Source organism: Variovorax sp. P2_H12 (genome assembly GCF_056403395.1).
The window spans coordinates 1-19,257 of record NZ_JBFUFO010000063.1; the positions used below are offsets into that span (position 1 = coordinate 1).

13 protein-coding genes are annotated in these 19,257 nt (G+C 69.0%); 12 read left to right on the forward strand and 1 reads right to left on the reverse strand.

The window, feature by feature from the left end; all coding sequences use genetic code 11:
• From AC1DYK_RS32885 to AC1DYK_RS32910, 6 genes are all read left to right on the forward strand, one after another.
• Nucleotides 1–1,927, forward strand: a 1,927-nt coding sequence (locus AC1DYK_RS32885) for a pentapeptide repeat-containing protein (RefSeq protein WP_478170114.1), incomplete at its 5' end; no start/stop codon positions are given.
• A gap of 2 nt (nt 1,928–1,929) precedes the next feature.
• Entirely contained in the window at nt 1,930–3,024 is a 1,095-nt protein-coding gene (locus AC1DYK_RS32890; protein WP_478170115.1) for a pentapeptide repeat-containing protein, read from the forward strand.
• A gap of 14 nt (nt 3,025–3,038) precedes the next feature.
• On the forward strand, nt 3,039–3,749 hold the full coding sequence (locus AC1DYK_RS32895) for a DUF3540 domain-containing protein (RefSeq protein ID WP_478170116.1): 711 nt from the start codon (nt 3,039–3,041) through the stop codon (nt 3,747–3,749).
• Between the two features lie 12 nt (nt 3,750–3,761).
• Nucleotides 3,762–4,154, forward strand: a complete 393-nt coding sequence (locus tag AC1DYK_RS32900; RefSeq protein WP_478170117.1) for a DUF4150 domain-containing protein — start codon at nt 3,762–3,764, stop codon at nt 4,152–4,154.
• 21 nt (nt 4,155–4,175) lie between these two features.
• The gene (locus tag AC1DYK_RS32905; protein ID WP_478170118.1) at nt 4,176–5,216 is read left to right on the forward strand and encodes a serine hydrolase; all 1,041 of its coding nucleotides are present in this window, start codon (nt 4,176–4,178) and stop codon (nt 5,214–5,216) included.
• 5 nt (nt 5,217–5,221) lie between these two features.
• Nucleotides 5,222–6,025 (forward strand): hypothetical protein, encoded by an 804-nt coding sequence (locus AC1DYK_RS32910; protein WP_478170119.1) that lies wholly within the window; start codon nt 5,222–5,224, stop codon nt 6,023–6,025.
• 10 nt (nt 6,026–6,035) lie between these two features.
• On the opposite strand, the gene AC1DYK_RS32915 is transcribed toward AC1DYK_RS32910, so the two are convergent.
• On the reverse strand, nt 6,036–6,542 hold the full coding sequence (locus tag AC1DYK_RS32915; protein WP_478170120.1) for a hypothetical protein: 507 nt from the start codon (nt 6,540–6,542) through the stop codon (nt 6,036–6,038).
• A gap of 131 nt (nt 6,543–6,673) precedes the next feature.
• On the opposite strand from AC1DYK_RS32915, the gene tssJ reads away from it, so the two are divergent.
• The 6 genes from tssJ (at nt 6,674) to AC1DYK_RS32945 (ending at nt 19,099) form a co-directional block, all read left to right on the forward strand.
• On the forward strand, nt 6,674–7,354 hold the full coding sequence (gene tssJ, locus AC1DYK_RS32920) for a type VI secretion system lipoprotein TssJ (protein WP_478170121.1): 681 nt from the start codon (nt 6,674–6,676) through the stop codon (nt 7,352–7,354).
• Nucleotides 7,355–7,366: 12 nt separating this feature from the next.
• On the forward strand, nt 7,367–8,755 hold the full coding sequence (gene tssK, locus AC1DYK_RS32925) for a type VI secretion system baseplate subunit TssK (protein WP_478170122.1): 1,389 nt from the start codon (nt 7,367–7,369) through the stop codon (nt 8,753–8,755).
• A 3-nt stretch (nt 8,756–8,758) separates the two neighbouring features.
• A complete protein-coding gene (locus AC1DYK_RS32930; protein WP_478170123.1) occupies nt 8,759–9,433 on the forward strand; it encodes a DotU family type IV/VI secretion system protein in 675 nt (224 codons plus the stop codon).
• Nucleotides 9,430–13,245: a type VI secretion protein IcmF/TssM N-terminal domain-containing protein gene (locus AC1DYK_RS32935; protein ID WP_478170124.1), complete on the forward strand. Its 3,816-nt coding sequence runs from the start codon at nt 9,430–9,432 to the stop codon at nt 13,243–13,245. The genes AC1DYK_RS32930 and AC1DYK_RS32935 overlap by 4 nt, the downstream gene beginning before the upstream one ends.
• Nucleotides 13,246–13,380: 135 nt before the next feature.
• Nucleotides 13,381–15,006, forward strand: coding sequence for a serine hydrolase (locus AC1DYK_RS32940; protein WP_478170125.1), 1,626 nt, complete (start codon nt 13,381–13,383; stop codon nt 15,004–15,006).
• A gap of 52 nt (nt 15,007–15,058) precedes the next feature.
• The gene (locus AC1DYK_RS32945; RefSeq protein WP_478170126.1) at nt 15,059–19,099 is read left to right on the forward strand and encodes a G8 domain-containing protein; all 4,041 of its coding nucleotides are present in this window, start codon (nt 15,059–15,061) and stop codon (nt 19,097–19,099) included.
• Nucleotides 19,100–19,257 lie beyond the last annotated feature (158 nt).

The following is a 19,257-nucleotide window of genomic DNA, read 5'->3' on the forward strand; positions in this document are numbered from 1 at the left end:
GGCTGCAGCGCCTGCGGCACTGGCGGCGGCGGCGGGCGGCGTCGCATCGTCCCTGGCCGGGGCTGCGGCGCAGGGCGCGGCATCGGTGATCGCCAGCGCGGCGGCGAAGGCGCTGGTCGATCGGTCCGCGGATCGGCTTGGCGCGCAGTCCGCCGCCGCGCCGATCAACAAGGCGCTGCAGGCAGCCGCCGCGAAGCCGGCGCCGGATCCCGGACTCGCGGAAATCGAGCGCATGACCGCCGACATGGAAGCGCAGACCGAGCGTTTGCTGGCCGAACACGGCATTCCGCGCTCGCAGATCGAGGCCATGATGCGGCCGCCGCCAGCGCGCGAGGTGTCGCTGGCCGAGATCGAGGCCATGACCGGGCAGATGGAGGCGGAGCGCGCTGCGCTGCTGGCCCGGCACGGACTCACGCAGGCCGACGTGGATGCCTTCATCCAGTCGCGGCAGGGCGCGCTGCCGACCGAAGTGAGCCTCGAGGACATCGAGGCGCAGACCCAGAAGATGCACCTCCAGACCGAGCAGCTGATGCGCGATCATGGCATCGACCATAACGATGTCGCGGCGTTTCTGAGCAGCCGGGGCGCCAGCGAAGAGGCGGTGACGCTGATGCAGCGGTTTCCGCAGACCAAGGGCTTCCAAGCCAACCTCTCCCAGTCCAAGTCGCGGCCGACGGATGGGGTGGGGGCCCATGCCGCAACGGGTACGGCGCGCGCGCTACGTGGCGCGGTGGCATCGGCTGCAGCAGGCGCAGCGGTGGGTGCCGTCGCATCGGTGGCAGCCTCTGCAGCGCACGGGGCGCTGGCCGCGGCGCCTGCCACCGCCGCAGCAGCCGCCGCGACCGCCGGCCCATCGTCCGCTGCTGCTGCTGCTGCTGCCGCCGCTGCCGCTGCCGCCCCCGCGCAGGCGCCCCATTCACCTACCAACCGCGAGGAAGTGATCGCCTGGCATGCCCAGGGCCGCAGCTTTGCCGAGCTCGAGCTGGGCGGCCTGGACCTGAGCGATCTCGATCTGTGCGGCGCGGACTTCAGCGCCGCGAAGCTCGAGAACACGCGCTTCGATCGCAGCCGGCTGGTCGGCGGCCGTTTCGATCGGGCGATTCTGCAGGGGGCCAGCCTGGAGGGCGTCGATGCGACACAGGCGAGCTTCCAGGCGGTTCGCGCCGCCGGCAGCCGTTTCGCCGGCGCTACGCTGGTCGGTGCGACATTGGATGCGGCGGATTTCAACCGGGGCGATTTTTCGACCGCCAATCTGCAGGATGCGCATTGCGCGCGCACCGAGTTCAGCGGCAGCCGCATGGCGGGTTTGCGCGCCGCGAAGCTGCAGGCCGAGCGGGCCGACTTCAACGACTGCGACCTCGAAAGCGCGGACTTCCAGGGCGCGACCCTGACCGCGGCCTCTTTCGACCTGGCGTGCATCGACCACGCGGCGCTGGGGTCGATCCAGGCCGAGCGCTCGGCGTGGTACCAGACCCAGGCGCGACAGGCCGACTTCGCGGGTGCGAACCTGCGCGGCGCCCGCGCCGGCGCCGGCACCGTGTTCGCGGGCGCCAACCTGCGCGGCGCGAACCTCGAGGGCGCGGCCTGGAGCGATGGCGTCGACCTGCAGGGCGCCGCGCTGCATTCCGCCTCGCTCGACCGTGCCGACTTCAGCGGCGCGCAAGCGGCCGGACTGCTGCTGGCCGGCGCCAGCGCACAGGGCGCCAACTTTTCGCATGCCGCGCTGCAGGGCGCCGACGCCTCGGGCGCCAACCTGATGGGCGCTTCGCTGCGCCACGCGCAACTGGCCGGCGCGCGTCTCTCCGGCGCCAACCTGCATGGCAGCGACTGCTATGGCTCGACCATCGCCCAGGCCCATGTCGCGTGCGCGCTGACCACGGGGACGTTGATGCAGATCCCGGGCCGGCCGGAGGCGGTCAAGGCATGACGATGAACGCACCACAAGCCTCCTTCGCCGATGCCGACGCCGCCATGGCGGCGCTGGCGCAGGCCGGCCGGCAGCTCGCCGACGCCAGCGTGGCCGGTCTCGATTTCAGCGGGCGCGATCTCTCGAACGTGCATTGGCGCGACATGGACCTGACGCAGGCGCGGCTGGAGCGCGCCAGCCTCCAGGGCGCGGTCTTCGAGCGCTGCAGGCTGCCCGGCACGGTGCTGGCCGATGCCGACCTGAGCGCGACCCAATGGCAGTCCTGCGATCTCCAGGGCGCGGTGCTGCGCGGCACGCACGGCGAGCGCATCTCGATGAGCGAATGCATGCTGCGTGAAGTCGATGCTGCGGGCGCGCAATGGACCCACGCGATGCTGGACCGTTGCGACCTGTCTGCGGCCAGCTTCGCCGATGCCGCGCTGGTGCACAGCGATGCGCACCTGTGCCGTTTCGAGGGCACCGATTTCAGCCGCGCCGTGCTGCGGCGCTTCACGGCCATGGATGCCGACCTGAGCAGTGCGCGCTTCGACGCCACCGACCTGACGCAGGCCTACCTGGCCGGCGCCAGGCTGGCGGCGCAGCGGCTGGGCAATTGCGTCCTGCTGATGGCGCAGTTCAACCGCGCCGAACTCGCCGGCGCCGACTTCTCGAAGGCTCGGCTGCAGCAAGCCCAATTCCAGCACGCGAACCTCGAGGGCGCGGTGTTCACCGGCGCCACCGGCCTCCACGTGCGCTTCGGCCATGCGCGCATGGCGCGCGCGCTGCTCGACGATGCGCGTTTCGAGATGTCGGACTTCGCGCAGACCGATCTCGCCGCGGCGCGGCTGACGAACCTGCACGCCCCGCAGTCGACTTTCGCCGGGGCCCGCTGTCCGGGCGCGCAGATGGCGCGGGCGGTGTTCGTCGATTGCGATTTTTCCCATGCCGATCTTTCCGGCGCCGATTGCATCCATGCCGATTTCAGCGGCGCGAACCTGCATCGGGTCGCCGAGCGCGGCACCCACTGGACCGACAGCCTGCGGCGCGGCACCTTCGGCACCGACAGTGACCGCGCGCGCGCCGAAGACTGGCGCCCGGCACTGGCCCCCTCCACCTGAGACCCGATCACGCCATGCCATCCAGCGATCCATCCCTTGCATCTCCCGCGCCCGACAGCGGCGTGGCCGGTCCGCGCCTCGTGACGGGCACGGTCTGCGGCCGCGTCGGCGCCTGGCTGTTCGTTCGCAGCGCCGAAGGCGAGCAGCGGGCGCAGGTCGCGCCCAGCTGCCTGCTGGCGCCGGAGGACGGCGACGTCGTCCTGCTGTGCCTGACGCCCGATTTGCCCGTGACCGGGGCCCGCGCCGGAATGAGCGTGCTGCCTTGTCGCCAGCACATCCTGGCGGTGCTCTCGCGCGCCGAACCCGCCCGCGCGGCGGTGGTGCTTCCCGGCGGCGTGCGTCTGGCCACGCAGGAGGGGAGCCTCAGGATCGAAGGCCGCCAGATCGACATCGCCGCCTCGGCCGGGTTGAACGCGCGCGCGCCGCAGGTCACGGTGGAAGCCGTGCACGGCGACCTGCGCTTCGTCCACGCCCATGCGTCGGCCAGCAGCTTCACCGGCTGCATCGGCGAACTTCGACTCGTGGCGCGCAACCTCAGCTCGCAGGTCGGCCGCCTGGTGCAGAAGGTGCGCAGCAGTTTCCGCACGGTCGAGGAACTCGACGACCTGCGCGCCGGCCGCACGCGCTGGGAGATCGAGGGCCATGCGCAACTGCATGCGCGCCAGGCCACGGTGCTGGCCGATGGCGTCGTGAAGATCGATGGCCAACGCATCGACCTGGGCTGAGGAGAAAGACGCATGTTCTCAGTCACCCTCGCCGGCGGCCAATGCATGGCCACGCCGGACGTCTGCAAGGTGCCGACGCCCGCCGGACCCGTGCCCACGCCTTTTCCCAACATCGGCATGCCGCCGATGGGCAATTCCCCGACCACCAAGGTGCTGGTCTCCGGCATGCCCGCGCTGACCAAGGCGTCGAAGATTCCGTTGACCAACGGCGACCAGGTCGGAGCGACCGGCGGCGTCGTGTCGGGAAAGATCATGGGCGAAGTCGAGTTCATCGTCGGCAGCGTGAAGGTGAAGCTCGAGGGCAATCCTGCGGTCCGGCTCTCGACGCCGACCAAGCAGAACGCCGGCAACGCCGTGGGCGCGGTGCTGGCACCGAGCCAGACCAAAGTCATGATCGTCAGTTGATATGAGTTGGAGAAGGAAACAATGAAGACCACCCCCTTTCTTGCCAGAAGACAGGCGCTGCGCAGCGCCGCCGCCGCCATCGCGGCGCCCGCGATCGTGGCCTGCGGCGGCGGCGGCAGCAGCTTCAGCAGCTTCGCCCAGAGCGCGCCTGCGAGCGTCAACCAGGCCCTCGCGGACTACGCCAAGATGGAGCCGCAGACGTCGAACGCGCTGGTGCACGTCGACGCTCCGCTCGCGCCATGGTCGGCCGGGCATGGCCAGGACCGCAAGCTGTTCATCGCCAGCGCGGTCAAGACCTTCATCCTGGCCCAGTTCCTGCGCGACAACGAGGTCGCGCGCAACGGCGTGACCGAGGCCAGCCCCTGCGAGGTCAGCGACCTGCGCCGCAGCCCGGGCAGTTCGGTGCTGGGCCAGCTCAGCGGCACCTCGAACTACCGCAACGTGCTCGAGGCGATGATCTCGCACAGCGACAACATGGGCACCGACATCGCGCTGGCGGCAGTGGAGCCCGACCGGGTGCGTGCGCTCATCACGCAGGCCGGCCTGACGCAGACGCAGATTCCCAATTCGACGCGTCGCCTGTTCTCCTACCTGGCCGGCGCGCCGGTCGGCGTCGACCTGGGCTGGGCAAACATGGTGCGCATGCAGAACGGCGAAACCCTGGGGCTGACGCCGCGCACCGACGCCATCAACGCGAACGAGTCGATGCTGAGCTCGGCCACCGACATGGTGAGTTGGTACCGGCAGGTGCTCACGGGCAAGTTCTTCACGAAGCCCGGCACCACCCGCGAGTTCAAGCGCATCTCGTCCATGGGGGACGCGCTGTGGATCGTGGTGCCCGAGGACGTCATCGCCTACGGTAAGGGCGGCAGCATCGACTGGGAGGGCTTCCATGCGCTGTGCGTGGCCGGGCAGATGCGCGTCAAGGAGGTGCCGGTCAGTTTCTGCTTCACGCTGAACTGGACCGGCGGCAGCTCCGACAGCATCAGCCGTGTCGGCGAATTCGGCGCTGCCACGGCCAAGGTCCTGGCGGCGGTGGCAGACACCCTGCGGGCGGGTTGAGCGCGATGACGATCGTTGGCGTCACCGCACTCGCGCCGGACGAGAAGCGGCTGTCCGCACTGGCCGGCACGCTCGGGCGCTATGGCCTGCGTGCCTTGGGCGGCGTCTGGGAGACCACGCCCGCGAAGGTGCTGAATGTCGACTGGCGGCCGATGGCCGATGCCTTCGTCGCGCAGCGCGCGGCCCTCTGGCTGGTGCTGGCCGACGCCACGGCGCTGGCCGATCCTGCGGTCCGCTACGGGCTGAACCTGATCGCCTCCAGCCTGCGCAGCGCGCTGGGTGCGGACTTTCCGATCGCCGTGCTCTGGGCCGACGCGGCCGGGCCGGCGCGTCCCGCGCTGCCGGCGCAGCTGCGCGATGCCCTCGTGCTCGAAGCCGGCGACGCCTGGCCGGCGAAGCTGGTCGCGCGCGTGCACCGCTCGCGTGCAGCGGGCGGCACCGCGCAGGATCGGGTGTCGGTCCACGGCAACGAGCAACTGGGCCAGTGGATCGAGCTGGCGCCGGGCGAAGGCAGCTGGCAAGGCTTGATGTTCGCGGTCGCGGGGGAGGGCGCATCGATCGACTTCCAGGCCACCGGTCCGTGCGGCGGGTTGCCCGAGAAATCGGTGATCGCCTATGGCCAGTCGGGCCTGAAGCTGGAGAGTGCAGGCCGCGCGTTCACGGGCTGGGCCTTGCGCAACACGGTGGGAGCCACCGAGGCGGGGCCGGTGTCCTACTACGCGCGGGTGCGCGGCCGCCCGGAGGCCCTGCTGTGGATGCCCTACACGGAGGAAGACGATGCCCAGGCAACGCTGTTCGCACTCGACTGAGCGCGCGCGCTCAAGGCCGCGGGGCCGGGCCGAGCACGCGTCCCGTGTCGTCCAGGCGCACCGCGACACCGGGGTCGTAGTCCAGGTCGACGCTGTAGTCCTCGCTCTGGAAGCGATAGACGACACGGTAGTGCGCCGTCTGGTAGCGCTGCATGGCGACCTGGTCGCAGGCGACCTCGGGCTCGAACACCGGTGGCGGGATGTTGCTGTCCGCGGAAGGCGTGGACGAGAACATGCGCGACCAGACCGACTTCTCGGGTGGCGGCGCGATCTGCTCGCCGCAGCGCTCGCGCGTGTCGCGTTCGACCTGCTGCGTCCGGTAGACCGCGAGTACGGTGGCCACCGTGGTGGGGCCGTCGGAGGTGCGCTTGCTTGCAGGGGCGGCCTGCGCGGGCTCGGCGACGGGGGCGGCGAGGCTTTCCGGCGAATGGGCGCAGCCGGTCGTGACCAGTGCGGCCAGGGCGGCCAGGACGGCGGCGTGGAGGGAAGAAAGATGGCGGACGTGAAGAGTGGGCATGCGGCGCGGGAGCGGAAAGTGCCCGACATGGTAGGGGCTCGCGCCGCGGCGCGCCACCCGCAACGGCGCCTGCCATGTTTCATCCGCAACATCGGGGCCGTGGCGCGATGAGCCGCCGATGGACATGGCCCGTGCGATGGTGCTTGCCGCTCGGCGCCCTCGCGCTCGTGCTGCTGCAAGGCTGCGCGGCCGCCAACTCCGCGATGGGCGGCAACACGGTCAAGCAGGCGCGCGCCGAGGTCAGCTGGGACGCCGCCAAGGACGGCGTGCTGCTCGAGATCACGGCCGCGACCGACCTGAACCTCTACCAGAACGTGCCGCACACGCTGCTGCTCACGGTCTTCCAGATGGCCGATTCGGCGGCCTTCCACAAGCTGGTGGCCGATCCGCAGCTGCTGCCGCGCGCGCTCGAGACCGGCCAGGCCGGACCGGCCTTCCTTCAGCTGAGCCGCTACGTGGTGATGCCGGGGCGGCGCACGCTGCTCGCGCTCGACCGCGTCCAGCAGGGCCGCTACATCGGCATCGTGGCCGGCTACTACCAGCTCGACGTCGAAGGCACGGCCCGGCTCTTCGAGGTGCCGCTCACGGTGAGCAGCAAGGGCTGGTTCTCGAACACCTACAGCGCCGAGCCGGTGCCGCTCGCGATTCGTCTGCAACTGGGCGCGCAGGGCATCGCCGCGGCCCAGAGCCTCAACCCCTATCCGCTGCCGAAGAAGGACTCGGCATGGATTCCGCTGGATGGCGGCGGTCGCGAGATCGACCTGGCGCCCAAGGCAGGGGAATCCAACGACCCGGCCACCCGGAAACTCTGACCACGAAAAACGATGAACGAAAAAGCCGGCATCTATTGGCAGCAGGGCATGTTCCTGCAGCCCCAGCATTTCCAGCAGTCCGACCTGCACCAGCAGTTCCAGCGCAAGCCGACGCTGGAGAACGGGCAGCCTCACTTCTGGGGCGTCGGCGAGCTGGTGCTTTCCACCGCCGCCATCGCCAACCTCCGGATCGAGGTCCAGTCGGCGCGCCTGCTGTTTCCCGACCGTTCGTATGTCGAATACCCGGGCAATGCGGTGCTCGCCGGTCGTGCCTTCACGACGGACCTGGTCGAAGGCGACAAGCCGCTCACGGTCTACCTGGGGCTGCGCCGCCTTCATGCGACCGACGCGAACGTGTCCACCGTCGGCGAGCTGGGCGATGCCGCGCTGGCCCCCACCCGCTATGCGACGACGCACGGCGCCGAGGAGGTGCCTGACCTCTACTCGAACGCGCCGCCGGCGCAGGTGCGCTCGCTGATGTTCGTCGTGCGGATCTTCTTCGAGAACGAACTCGAGGCCTTGCAGGACTACGACCTGGTCCCGATCGCCTGCCTGGTGCGCGACGGCAGCCTGATCCGGCTGGCGGATGACTTCGTCCCGCCCTGCTATGCCTTGTCCGGTTCGCAGTCGCTGCAGCAGCAGATCAGGGACGTCCGCGACGAGCTCGCGGGCCGGGCCCGGCAGTTGCAGGCCTACAAGAGCCCGGGCGACATGCAGCGCGCGGGCCTCGATTCGGCGGACCTGGTGTTCCTGCTCGGCCTGCGGACGCTGAACCGCTTCAGTCCGCAGCTGCAGCACCTGAGCGAGGACGACAACCTGCACCCGTGGGCGGTCTATGGCGTGCTGCGCCAGCTGGTGGGCGAGCTGAGCTCGTTCTCCGAACGCTTCAACATGTTCGGCGAGGCCGAGGATGGCACGGCCGGCGTGCCGGCCTACGACCATCGGCAGATCGGCCGCTGCTTCGCCCGGGCGCACGCGCTGATCAGCTACATGCTCAACGAGATCACCGTGGGTGCCGAGTTCATCGTGCCGCTCAAGCCCGATGGCCAGCTGTATGTCGGCGAACTCCCCAAGCGTCTGTTCAGCGAGCACAACCGCTTCTATCTGCTGATCCACAGCGAATCGGGCCGCGAAGCCGTTGCGCAGGGCGTGCTGAAGGATGCGCGACTGGGACCGACCGGCGAAATGCACAAGCTGCTGCAGCTGGCGCTGCCCGGGCTCGAGCTCATTCATCTGCCGGTGGCGCCGCAGGGTCTGCCCAAGCGTCCGAATGCGCACTACTTCCGCATCGAGCAGATCAGCCGGCAGTGGGAGTCGATCACGCGCGACGGCCTGGTCGCGCTGTTCTGGATCGATGCGCCCGCCGACCTGCGGGCCGAAATCGCGGTCGTCCGGAGGTAGGCGGTGAAGCTGGTCGACTGTTTCATTCCCGTGCTGGCCGTGGTGCGCCAGTTCATCCAGGAGCCGCGCGAGGACGCGCCGGTGCTGGCCGCCCGCCTGCAGCCCCTGCTGGCCGCGGCGCAGCAGGAGGCGCTCGCGATCGGAACGACCGAAGAGGACATGCGCAGTGCGCTGTTCGCGGTCGCGGCCTGGGTGGACGAGACGCTCCTGACCTGCGACTGGCCGGCCGTCGAGGCCTGGCAGCGCCAGCTGCTGCAGCGGCAGTTCTTCGGCCTGTCGAACGCGGGCGTGGCCTTCTTCGAGCGGCTGGCCAAGCTCGGGGATGGGCAAGCCGACGTGGAGGAGGTCTACGTGCTGTGCCTTTCGATGGGATTCAAGGGCCGCTTCGGCCACGGTGGCGACGCCCGCGAGCTGGCCGACATCCGCCTGCGCGCGATGCGGCGCGTGCTGGCCCATGCGAGCGCCAACGGCCTGCCCGAAGCGGCCGCGCTGGTCTTCCCCGGCGTCCAGGCGGCGACGCCGCCGGACACCGGCGTGGCGCGCCGTCCGCGCTGGATGCCGTCGCGCCTGAGCGCGGCGGTGCTGACGATTTCCCTGTCGGTGCTGGTCGTCCTGTACTTCATCTTCTTCTCGATCCTCAAGCAGCAGGTCCATGCGATCTTGCCGTTGATCCGATGAAATTCCTGCGCACCTTCATCGTCTGGGTCGTCGTCCTCCTGCTGCTCGCGGCGGGCGGCTGGGCCATCGCGCTCTACCTCGGCTGGCCGTGGTGGAGTGCAGTGGCCATCGTCTGCGGCGCATTGGGCCTGTACCTGCTGTACCGCTTCCTGCGGCGCCTGCTGGTGGCCGCGCGGTCGCGCAGCGCCATCGCGCGGCCCGAACGGGAACAGCGCCTGCGCACCGAGGCGATGTCGCCCAAGGCGGTGCTCAAGCGCCGCTGGCGGACCGCCGTCGACACGCTGCGGCGCTCCGGCTTGCGCCGGCACGGCAACCCGCTCGACGTGTTGCCCTGGTACATGATGGTCGGCCGCTCGGGGGCCGGCAAGACCACGGCACTCACGCGCTCGCGCCTGAATTCCCCGCTGCAGCAGATTGATCGGAACGCACCGATCCCGCAGACCGCCAATTGCGACTGGTGGTTTTTCGACGACGCGGTGGTGGTCGACTGCGCCGGCCGCTACGTCGAATCCGAAGGCTCGCGGGAAGACCGCGAGGAATGGGGCGTGGTGCTGGACCAGCTCGCGCGCTACCGGCCGCGCGAGGGCATCAACGGCCTGGTGCTGGCCATCGATGCGCAGCGTCTGCAGCATCCCGACCGCGACAGCCTGGCGGAAGAGGGGCGGGTGCTGCGCGAGCGCATCGAACAGCTGATCCGGCTGTTCGACAAGCGATTCCCGATCTACGTGCTCGTCACCCAATGCGACCACATCTACGGCTGGGAAGACTGGTCGGCCCGGCTCGAGCCCGGCGCGCTCGACCATGCCATGGGCTATCTCGTGCCGCAGAGCGAGAGCGGCTTCATCGACCGCGCCTTCGGCCGCATCGGCGAGCGGCTGGGCCTGCTGCGCCTGCAACTGGCGGCGCGGGCGCCGGGTGCCACGCCGGCGCTCTTGATGTTTCCGAGCGAACTGGAGAACCTGAAGCCGGGCCTGCGCCTGTTTCTCGACGCCTGCTTCAGCGACCACCCGTACCTCGAGAGCCCGTTCCTGCGCGGCCTCTTCTTCAGCAGCGGCGCGCAGGAGGGCGGTGCGGTGTCGGCCCTGCTGCCCGAGTTGCTGCCGCCGGTGCCGGCGCATCGCGCGACCCATGTGGGCCTCTTCCTGCACGATTTCTTCGGCCGCATCCTGCCGACCGACCGCCACGCGAGCCTGCCCGCCGCACTGGTGAACCACTGGCGGCGCGCCACGCGCCACCTGGGCCTGCTGGCCTGGGTCGCGCTGTGCCTGGCGGCGGGCGTGCTGATGGCGGCCGCCTTCGAGCACAACCGCACGACGATCGCGCTGGTGCGGGAGACCTACCCGCTCGATGTCAAGTTCGTCGGCGACCTCGACGAGGACGCCATGACGCTCGAGCGCATCAGCGATGCGCTCGCCGTGGTCGACAAGCGAAACGACCGCTGGATCGGCGAGTGGATGGTCGCGACGACCGAACTCGGCGAACTGGAAGACCGCCTGCAGCGCAGCTTCGTGTCCAACTTCCGGAAGTACGTCGAACGCGGCAGCTATGCCGCGTTCCAGGAGGTCGGCCCGAACAGCAAGGTGCCCGCGCAGGAGCTTCGCGCCGGCCGCGTGTACAACCTGGTTCGCCATATCCATCACATCCAGGGCCGGGTTGCAGGCGATTCGCGCAGCCGGCTCGCCGAGCTGCCGGGGCTGCTCCCGGTGGACCCCGCGAGTGGGGTCAGCGCCGAGACGGTGCGCCGTCTCAGCCGGCTCGAAGTGTCCTACATCGCCTGGCATCCTGACGACGACGGCTTTCTCGACAGCCGGCTGGCTTCTTCGCAGGCGCTGTTGAACCAGCAGGCCTACGCCAGCCATCCTGCGCTCTCGTGGGTGCTGTCCCTCCCTGCGGATGCACTGCTGGGCGAGGACGTGACGCTGGCCTCGTTCTGGCAGCCGCTGTCTCGTGCCAGCGGCGGTCCGGTGGATGCGAAGACCGGCAACGCGCCCGAGATCGCCGGCGCGCGCGTGCCTGTGGCCTTCACGGCCGCGGGTCGGCGGGCCATCGACGATTTCCTCGACGGCATGGCGACGAGCGTCAACGATCGGCCGAAGTTCGAGAAGGCGCGCGCACAGTTCGAAGCCTGGTACAAGCTGCAGCGCGCCAATGCGTGGTATCAGTTCGCGGCCCGCTTTCCCGCCGGCGAACAGCTGATCGCCGGCGAAGCGGCTTGGCGCGGCGTGCTGGTGCGCGTCGCCAATGGACAGGACCCCTACGCGATGCTGATCGAGCGGCTGCGCCAGGAGTTCGAGGCGCTTGCCGACGACGAACTGCCGCACTGGCTGTTGCTGGCGCGAACGCTGGCACGCCTGCAGGGCGAAGCCCGCATCGGCGCGCTGGTGGCAGGCAACGACACGGCGTCGCTGTTCAGTTCCATCAACGCCGTCGGCGGCAGGGCGCTGCAGCAGGTCGCGACCAGCCTGCCGCAGAGCCGCGACACGCTTCGGCGCGACCTGGCGCTGCGCCAGCAGCTGCGGCAGTACGACGCCAGCCTGGACGCCGTCATGCGAGAGGCGCTGGACGGCGCGGGAAGGGCCATGCCGCTGGCGGCCGAGTTCCACGCCTACGGCACCGACCCGGCGGTGCAGTCGTCCAAGCTGCTCGCCGCGGCCAATGCCATGCGCGAACTCAAGAAGGACTCGGGCTTCGACGAACCCGAAAGCGCCGTGGTCTGGAAGCTGGCGAGCGGCCCGCTTCACCTGTTGCTGAGCTACGTGGAGCAGCAGGCCTCGTGCGCGCTGCAGAAGGACTGGGAAAGCGGCGTGATGTGGCCCCTGCAGAGCGCGACCTCGATGACGCAGATCGTGGACCAGCTGTTCGGCGCGCAGGGCACGGTCTGGGCCTTCGCCGACGGACCGGCGAAGCCCTTCCTGCGCCGCGATGCCACGCGCTTCAGCATGGCCGAGACACTGGGCTACAGCCTGCCGGTGACGCCGGCCTTCCTGCCCATGCTCAACGGCGCGGTGAACAAGCGCGTCGAGCAGCTGGTGGGCCAGCAGCAACTGGAGGTGGCGCAGCGCAAGCGGCAGGCCGAGGCCGAAAAGCGGCAACTGGAGTCGAGCCAGGCGATGCAGGCCATCGACGCGCGCCTGGCCGATGCCAAGCAGAAGATCGACTCGTTGCGCCTCACGCCGATCCCGCTGACCATCACGTCGCAGCCGACCGGCGTCAACACCGAAGCCACGGTCAAGCCCTACCTGACCACGCTCACGCTGCAATGCGCGGCCGGTGCCAAGGTGATCAACAACTTCAACTTCCCGGTCACCGAGCAGCTCGCCTGGAGCGCTGCGCAGTGCGGCGAGGCCTCGCTCGAGATCAGGATCGGGGACCTCACGCTGACCCGGCGCTACCCGGGACCGACCGGCATTGCGGACTTCGTCAACGAGTTCCGCGATGGCACGCACGACTTCGGTGCGCTCGACTTCCCGCAGAGCCGCGCCCGGCTCGAGGCGTTGAAGGTGGGCAAGATCAGCATTCGCTACGACTTCCAGGGCCAGGATGCGCTGCTCAAGGCGCAAGCCCAGATCGCGAAGCTCGTGCGCGACCAGGAGGACATGGCCGCCGAGAAGCAGCGCCTGGTGGCGCAGCAGCTCAGCCAGGCCCAGGCGTTGGTCGATATCCGCGCGCCGGGGTCGCTGGGCGAGCCGCTGCTTCAGGTGTCCGTGCCGCCGCGCATCGGCGCCTGCTGGAGCGCCGAGAGCCGCAGCAGTTCGCCCCAGACGCTGCAGGCGATGTTCGATTCGCTGATCAATCCCGGCGCTGCGCGCTGAGCCGAGCTTGCACCGAAACGCATACATCCTCGCTACACCTGTAATTTGGACTACCGCATGAACGCCAACACAATCGCGCGTCCGAGCTCGGACGCCTCAATGAAAACGACACACTCGATGTCTGCAAGAAGTCCCATGCGCAGGGGTGCGCAGGCGGTGGTTCTGGGCGCCAGCTTTGCCTTGGCCGCTTGCGCCGGCGGCGGCGACGGCGGGGTGGTGTTCGTGCCCGCACCGGCGAATGCCGGCCCGGCCGGGGGTGGGTCGCAGTCGCCTTCGGAGACCTACGCGAACCCCATCCCGGCAGGGCAGATCGATGCCGCCGTGGCCAAGCTGGACGAACTGGCGGCCGACATCATGCGCCGATCGAACATTCCGGGCATGGCGGTGGCCGTGGTGAAGGACGGCAGGACGGTCTATGCCAAGGGCTTCGGAGTGCGCCGGGTCGGCTCGCCCGAACGGGTCGATGCGGACACCGTGTTCCAGCTCGCATCGATGTCGAAGCCGATCGGCGCGACCGTGGTGGCCGGGCTCGTGGGCAAGGAGACGGTGTCCTGGGACACGCCCGTCGCGACCCAGCTGCCCGGGTTCGCGCTGTCGGACGACTGGACCACGCAGCATGTGACGATCGGCGACTTCTACGCCCATCGCTCCGGCCTTGGGCCGCACGTCGGCGATCAGCTCGAGGACCTCGGCTACGACCGCCAGCAGGTGCTGCAGCGCCTGCGCTACGTGTCGCTGCAGCCCTTTCGGACCACGTACACCTATACGAATTTCGGCCTGACGGCCGGCGCCGAAGCCGCGGCCACGGCGGCCGGGCTCGATTGGGCGACGCTGTCCGAGCGCACGCTCTACCAGCCGCTCGGCATGACGTCCACGAGTTCCCGCTTCGCCGATTTCATGCAGCGCGGCAACCGGGCCTCGGGCCATGTGAAGCGCGATGGAAGCTACCAGGCGCTGTACCAGCGCCAGCCCGATGCGCAGTCGCCGGCGGGCGGTGTCAGCTCCAGCGTCAACGATGTCGCGCACTGGATGTCGCTGGTCCTGCAGAACGGGTCGTACGAGGGACGCCCGGTGGTCAAGGCCGAGGCCCTGCTGCCCGCGATCAGTGCGCAGATCGTGTCCTCGCCGTCCACCAGCGCATCGGCGCGCGCGGGCTTCTATGGCTACGGCTTCAATGTCGGCACCTCGCCCTCCGGGCGCGTCAAGCTCTCCCATTCGGGGGCCTTCCTGCTCGGCGCGGGCACGGCCTTCTCGATGATCCCGTCGGCCGGGGTCGCGATCGTCACGCTCACCAACGCGGCGCCCGAGGGGGCCGCCGAGGCCTTGAACGCCGCCTTCGACGACCTGGTCGAGTTCGGCCAGGTTTCGCGCGACTGGTACGTCGCCTACGGGGCCAGGATGGCGGAACTGTATGCCCTCGACGGCTCGCTGGTCGGCCAGCAGCCACCAGCCCAACCGGTGGCGCCCCTGGGCAGCAACGCCTACACCGGCACCTATGCCAACAACTACTACGGCCGCGCGGTGGTGGAAGCCAACGGCGGCGGCCTGGTCCTGAAGATGGGGCCGGCGGGCGCCAGGACCTTCACGCTGCGGCACTGGAACGGCAACACCTTCGTCTTCGATCTGTCCGGAGAGAACGCCGAGCCCGGGTCGCTCTCCAGAATCGATTTCAAGCCCGGCGTCTCGGGGCTGTCGGAGAGCCTGCAGATCGAGTACTACGCCCAGGACATCGCGCGCGGGGTGTTCACGAAAACGCCCTAGCCCCCGTGCCATCCGGTCCCGTGGACTCTGGAAGATGTTTGGAGGAATGAAGATGCTCAGTTTCGCAGTTCGCAGCAGCTTGCTGCTGGCCTTGACGGTCCTGGCCGGTTGCGGCGGTTCCAACGGAGGCTATCCGTTGCTCGCCACCGTGCCCCAAGGGGTCGCGGCGCCTTGCATCACGGCCTTCGACGACGTGAGCGGCGGCAGCGCGAAAAGCTCTCTTCTTTCCAAGGATGAAGGCGATACGGTCGCACTCTCGTCGTGCAAGTTCGACCCGCAGCGCAACGTGACCATCGGCGGCGACGGCGGCTGCGGTCCGCGCGTGGTCATTGACAAGTCGTTCACCGACAAGGACAAGAACGCGCTCGGCAAGATCACGATCGCGGCCAACGGCAAGCTCGCGGTGCCGCACATCATTCCCGGCGGCACGCTCGAGGTCGAGACCGCCGGCATTCTCGTGGCGGGCGGCACCTTGTCGATCGGCACCGAGACCTGCCCGGTGGGCGGCGACAGCGATCCCCAAGGCCGCGTGAAAGTCACCTTCACGGGCTCCCAGATCCCCTCGGACCCGGCGATCGACAGCGGCTCCGACAAGGGCATCGAAGTGCGGATGGGCGGCATCCTGCGCCTGTACGGCGCCAAGGGCGCGGCGCCCAAGGGTGTCAGCTGGACGCATCTGAGCCGGCCCGCCGGCCCCACCCCCTACCAGGCGTCCGACAAGAGCATCGGCGCGCCGGTGGCCGCGGGCGGCGAACGCCAGCTGTACCTGGCGAGCGACGTACGCACGGGCGAAGGCGGGGGCTGGAAGGCCGGCGACTGGATCGTGGTCGCGACCTCGAGCTTCAGCCCCTTCGAGTCGGAGTTCGTGCAGATCGCATCGGTCGAAGGCGCCGGTTCCGGCAGCCTGCTGACGCTGGTGCAGCCGCTGCGCCACTACCACTTCGGCGGCGCCGATCCGGGCCAGCCCTCCGATGCCAACTACGGCGCCGACGCCAGCACCAACTATGGCGTCGACGAGCGCAGCGAAGTCGGCCTGATCAGCCGGAGCATCAGCTTCACGTCGCGCACGCCGGCGACCGCGAGCGCCGATCCCACGGACCAGAACCACCATTGGGGCGGCGAGATCCGCTTGCTCGCGGGCTTCGCCGAGGCCAAGATCCAGGGCGTGGAGCTCGAGAAGTTCGGCAAGGCGCGCCTGGGCAGCTACCCGATCCATTTCCACATGACCGGCAAGGCCGGCCCCCACCGGGTCGAGAGCATCAGCATCCACCACAGCTACAACAAGTGCGTGACGGTGCACATGAGCCAGGGCGTCTCGATCACCAACAATGTCTGCGCGCGCGCCGTGGGCCACCTGTTCTACCAGGAGGTCGGCGACGAGCAGGGTGGCCAGTTCATCGGCAATCTCGGCATCGGTGCGATGAGCCATCACTTCGGCATCGACAAAGCGACGGTGCCGAGGACCCAGGACGTCGAAAAGCTGGTGCAGAACTGGTGGGAGGGCGACAACCTGGCCAGCGTCAACGGCTACGACGGCCTGAATGTGCCCAACACCGACAAGCAGACCAACCCGACACACGGGCGCTGCTTCGTCTCCAACCCGAGCGGGCGGCTGGAGGCCGCCGAGCGGAAGTCTCCGGACGGTGGCAAGACGCCGCCGCCGCCCGACGTGCCGTGCAACGCGGGCGAGATGTATGTCGAGCAGTCCAGCGGGTTCTGGGTGGTCAACCCCGGCACCGTGATGGAGGGCAACTCGATCGCCGGATGCCAGGGCATGGGCAAGGGCTATTGGTATGTGCCGCCCCAGGATGCGAAGGGAGTGGTCTATCGGCAGAAGTTCGAGCCGGTCGGTTCGTTCCGCAACAACCGGGTGCATGCCTGCTACGACGGCCTGTTCGGCGAGACCGATACCGCGGCGGTGTCGGATCAGCTCTTTCCCACCTCCGACGGCAAGCCGTACTCCGATCCGGATCCGGCATCGCTCAATGTGATCGCGCATTTCAAGGGGCTCACCGCCACCCGCATCCGCAACCGCGGGGTATGGATGCGGCCGCTGTGGACCGCCGTCGAAGACGGGCGCTTCGCCACCAACCGCGACTCGGTCTCGCTGGTGAGTTCGGGCGGCAACGACGGCAACGCCCCGGGCGTGTGGGCGCTGCTGAAGGACTCGGTGCTGGTGGGACTGAGCACCAACAACGTCGACCGCTGGGGCCCCTGCCCGCCGGCGACCGGCGACGGCCAGGGATGCGTGGACATGAATCCCAAGGCCAACGAATTGAATGGACTCGGCTACCAGTCGCCGCGCTGGAACTCGGCCGGCTACATGATCTACGACGGCCCGGTGCGGATCATCCACAACCATTTCGTCAATTACCTGGCAGACATCTCGCCCCTGCTGACCAAAGAGGACCAGGACGTCATGAAGGTGTTCAGGTACGCGGGCAACCCGCGCACCCCGGGCGTGCCGCCGACCGACAGGTACGAAGGCGATGCCGCGCTCGGCTGGTTCCAGAACAACCAGAGCGCCTATCCGACATCGTCGGTGACCAAGGCGCTCAGCTTCGACAACGTCGATCTGCGACACCAGATCTACACCGAGCGGGTCAACCTGGGCGACTTCCGCGACGGCGACAAGAACACGGCCGTCATCGATCTCGACGGCACGCTGACCGGCTACCAGGTGGTCGACGCGAACGGTGTCCGGGTGCCCGGCGAGTTCCCGATCTCGCTCAACAACCTGCCCTTCAACCGCAACGCAAACGCCGTCGACGAATGCCTGGCGACAGGGCAGCAGGATGCCCAGTACGAGGGGCGCGCGACCTCCCTGATCTCGCCGGCCAACATGGCCACGCTGGAATTCGAGGCGCTGCACCCGTCGGGGAGGCTGTGGCAGAACATGCTCTTCACCAAGGACTCGAAGGACCACAACGTCCATCAGAGCATGGAGTTGCTCAGCCGTGACGGACGCGGCATCTGGGAGCCCAAGGTCGCCAGCGGGGTCGGCTACTCGGTGCAAGCCAAGCCCAGCTCGCAGCCGGGGCAAGAGAACAGCCCCTACGGCATGCCCAAGACCGTGCGCGTCGGCTTCACCGATGCGGTGAAGTCGGACATGCAGGCCAAGCCTTTCTACGTGCGAGTGGGCATCTGCTACACCAATGCCCAGAACGGCCCGCCGGCAGCCGGCAACTTCACGATCACCCGCGGCTACAAATCCTGGGGCGGCAACGGCGTGAACACCACCAAGGCGGCCATGCGGCAGTATTTCAATCAACTGGAGAACCGGTACGGATCGCAGACCTGCCACAACCTGGACTCGGGGGTCGCAGGCAACCTGGCGCCCGGAACCGGCTGTCCGGCCGAGGGCGTGATGGCCGTTCCGGCGGGCGGCTGTCCAGCGGGGTCAAGGCTGGACGGCGACATGTGCGTCTTTCCGCGGATGCCGCTGACGGCCGCCGCCAGCATCACGGACCTGCTCAAGCCGGACGGCAAACCCGCCGACACGTATTTCTACGACGGCACGACCGGCATGCTGTTCTTCTATGTGCAGCAGGACAGCCCGAACGCCAGGGGACCGTCGCCCCTGGGCAGCTGCAGCGGGGATCCGCTCAAGGACGGCCCTGCGTGCCCGCGCGAGGGCGAAGAACTCGAGACCTACTACAGCTGTCCGCCGCAGGGCTGCATCAACTACTCGGTGGAGCTGAAGGATTCGGGCTACACCCCGGGTCCGTCGAATTGCGCGAGGCTCGCGAGCTACGAGCTGCCCCAACCGGTCATCACGAATCAGCTGGCCTATGTGGGGGGCTCGATCGTCAAGGCCGATGCCGCCGAAGAGAAGCCCGGATTCCTGCATTGGGTGCCCAGGCAGCAGCCGATGTGTCCCACCAGCACGCCCGCGCTGCGCAAGCTGACGACTGCCGCCATCGCGGCGCCGCGCACCGGCGCCACCCTGGACCTGGCCCGGTGGTGGCGCGACAGCCTCTCGCTCGGCAGTGCATCGGCCTCGCGCTGGTCAAAGGAGTGGTTCTCCGCGAAGCGCTCGCCGATCCCCGATGTCGGGGCGATGACGCAGATCTGCAGCGCGGCCCCCGCCTGAAGATGGCCCCGTGCGTTGGATTCATCAACTTCCCGTATGAACGCGGCTGCGCAGGATCGAATGATGAATCGTGCCTGCCGCCTCCTGACGCACTCGCCGGTTCTCGTGGGGCGGGTGTCGCCCATTCGCACTGCGCATCCTGGGCCGCAACCCCTTTC

What these genes read in the sequence shown, in the direction of transcription:
- AC1DYK_RS32890 (WP_478170115.1), top strand. Translation starts at nt 1,930, where the DNA reads ATGAACGCACCACAAGCCTCCTTCGCCGATGCCGACGCCGCCATGGCG.
- AC1DYK_RS32895 (WP_478170116.1), top strand. Translation starts at nt 3,039, where the DNA reads ATGCCATCCAGCGATCCATCCCTTGCATCTCCCGCGCCCGACAGCGGC.
- AC1DYK_RS32900 (WP_478170117.1), top strand. Translation starts at nt 3,762, where the DNA reads ATGTTCTCAGTCACCCTCGCCGGCGGCCAATGCATGGCCACGCCGGAC.
- AC1DYK_RS32905 (WP_478170118.1), top strand. Translation starts at nt 4,176, where the DNA reads ATGAAGACCACCCCCTTTCTTGCCAGAAGACAGGCGCTGCGCAGCGCC.
- AC1DYK_RS32910 (WP_478170119.1), top strand. Translation starts at nt 5,222, where the DNA reads ATGACGATCGTTGGCGTCACCGCACTCGCGCCGGACGAGAAGCGGCTG.
- AC1DYK_RS32915 (WP_478170120.1), bottom strand. Translation starts at nt 6,542, where the DNA reads ATGCCCACTCTTCACGTCCGCCATCTTTCTTCCCTCCACGCCGCCGTC.
- tssK (WP_478170122.1), top strand. Translation starts at nt 7,367, where the DNA reads ATGAACGAAAAAGCCGGCATCTATTGGCAGCAGGGCATGTTCCTGCAG.
- AC1DYK_RS32935 (WP_478170124.1), top strand. Translation starts at nt 9,430, where the DNA reads ATGAAATTCCTGCGCACCTTCATCGTCTGGGTCGTCGTCCTCCTGCTG.
- AC1DYK_RS32940 (WP_478170125.1), top strand. Translation starts at nt 13,381, where the DNA reads ATGCGCAGGGGTGCGCAGGCGGTGGTTCTGGGCGCCAGCTTTGCCTTG.
- AC1DYK_RS32945 (WP_478170126.1), top strand. Translation starts at nt 15,059, where the DNA reads ATGCTCAGTTTCGCAGTTCGCAGCAGCTTGCTGCTGGCCTTGACGGTC.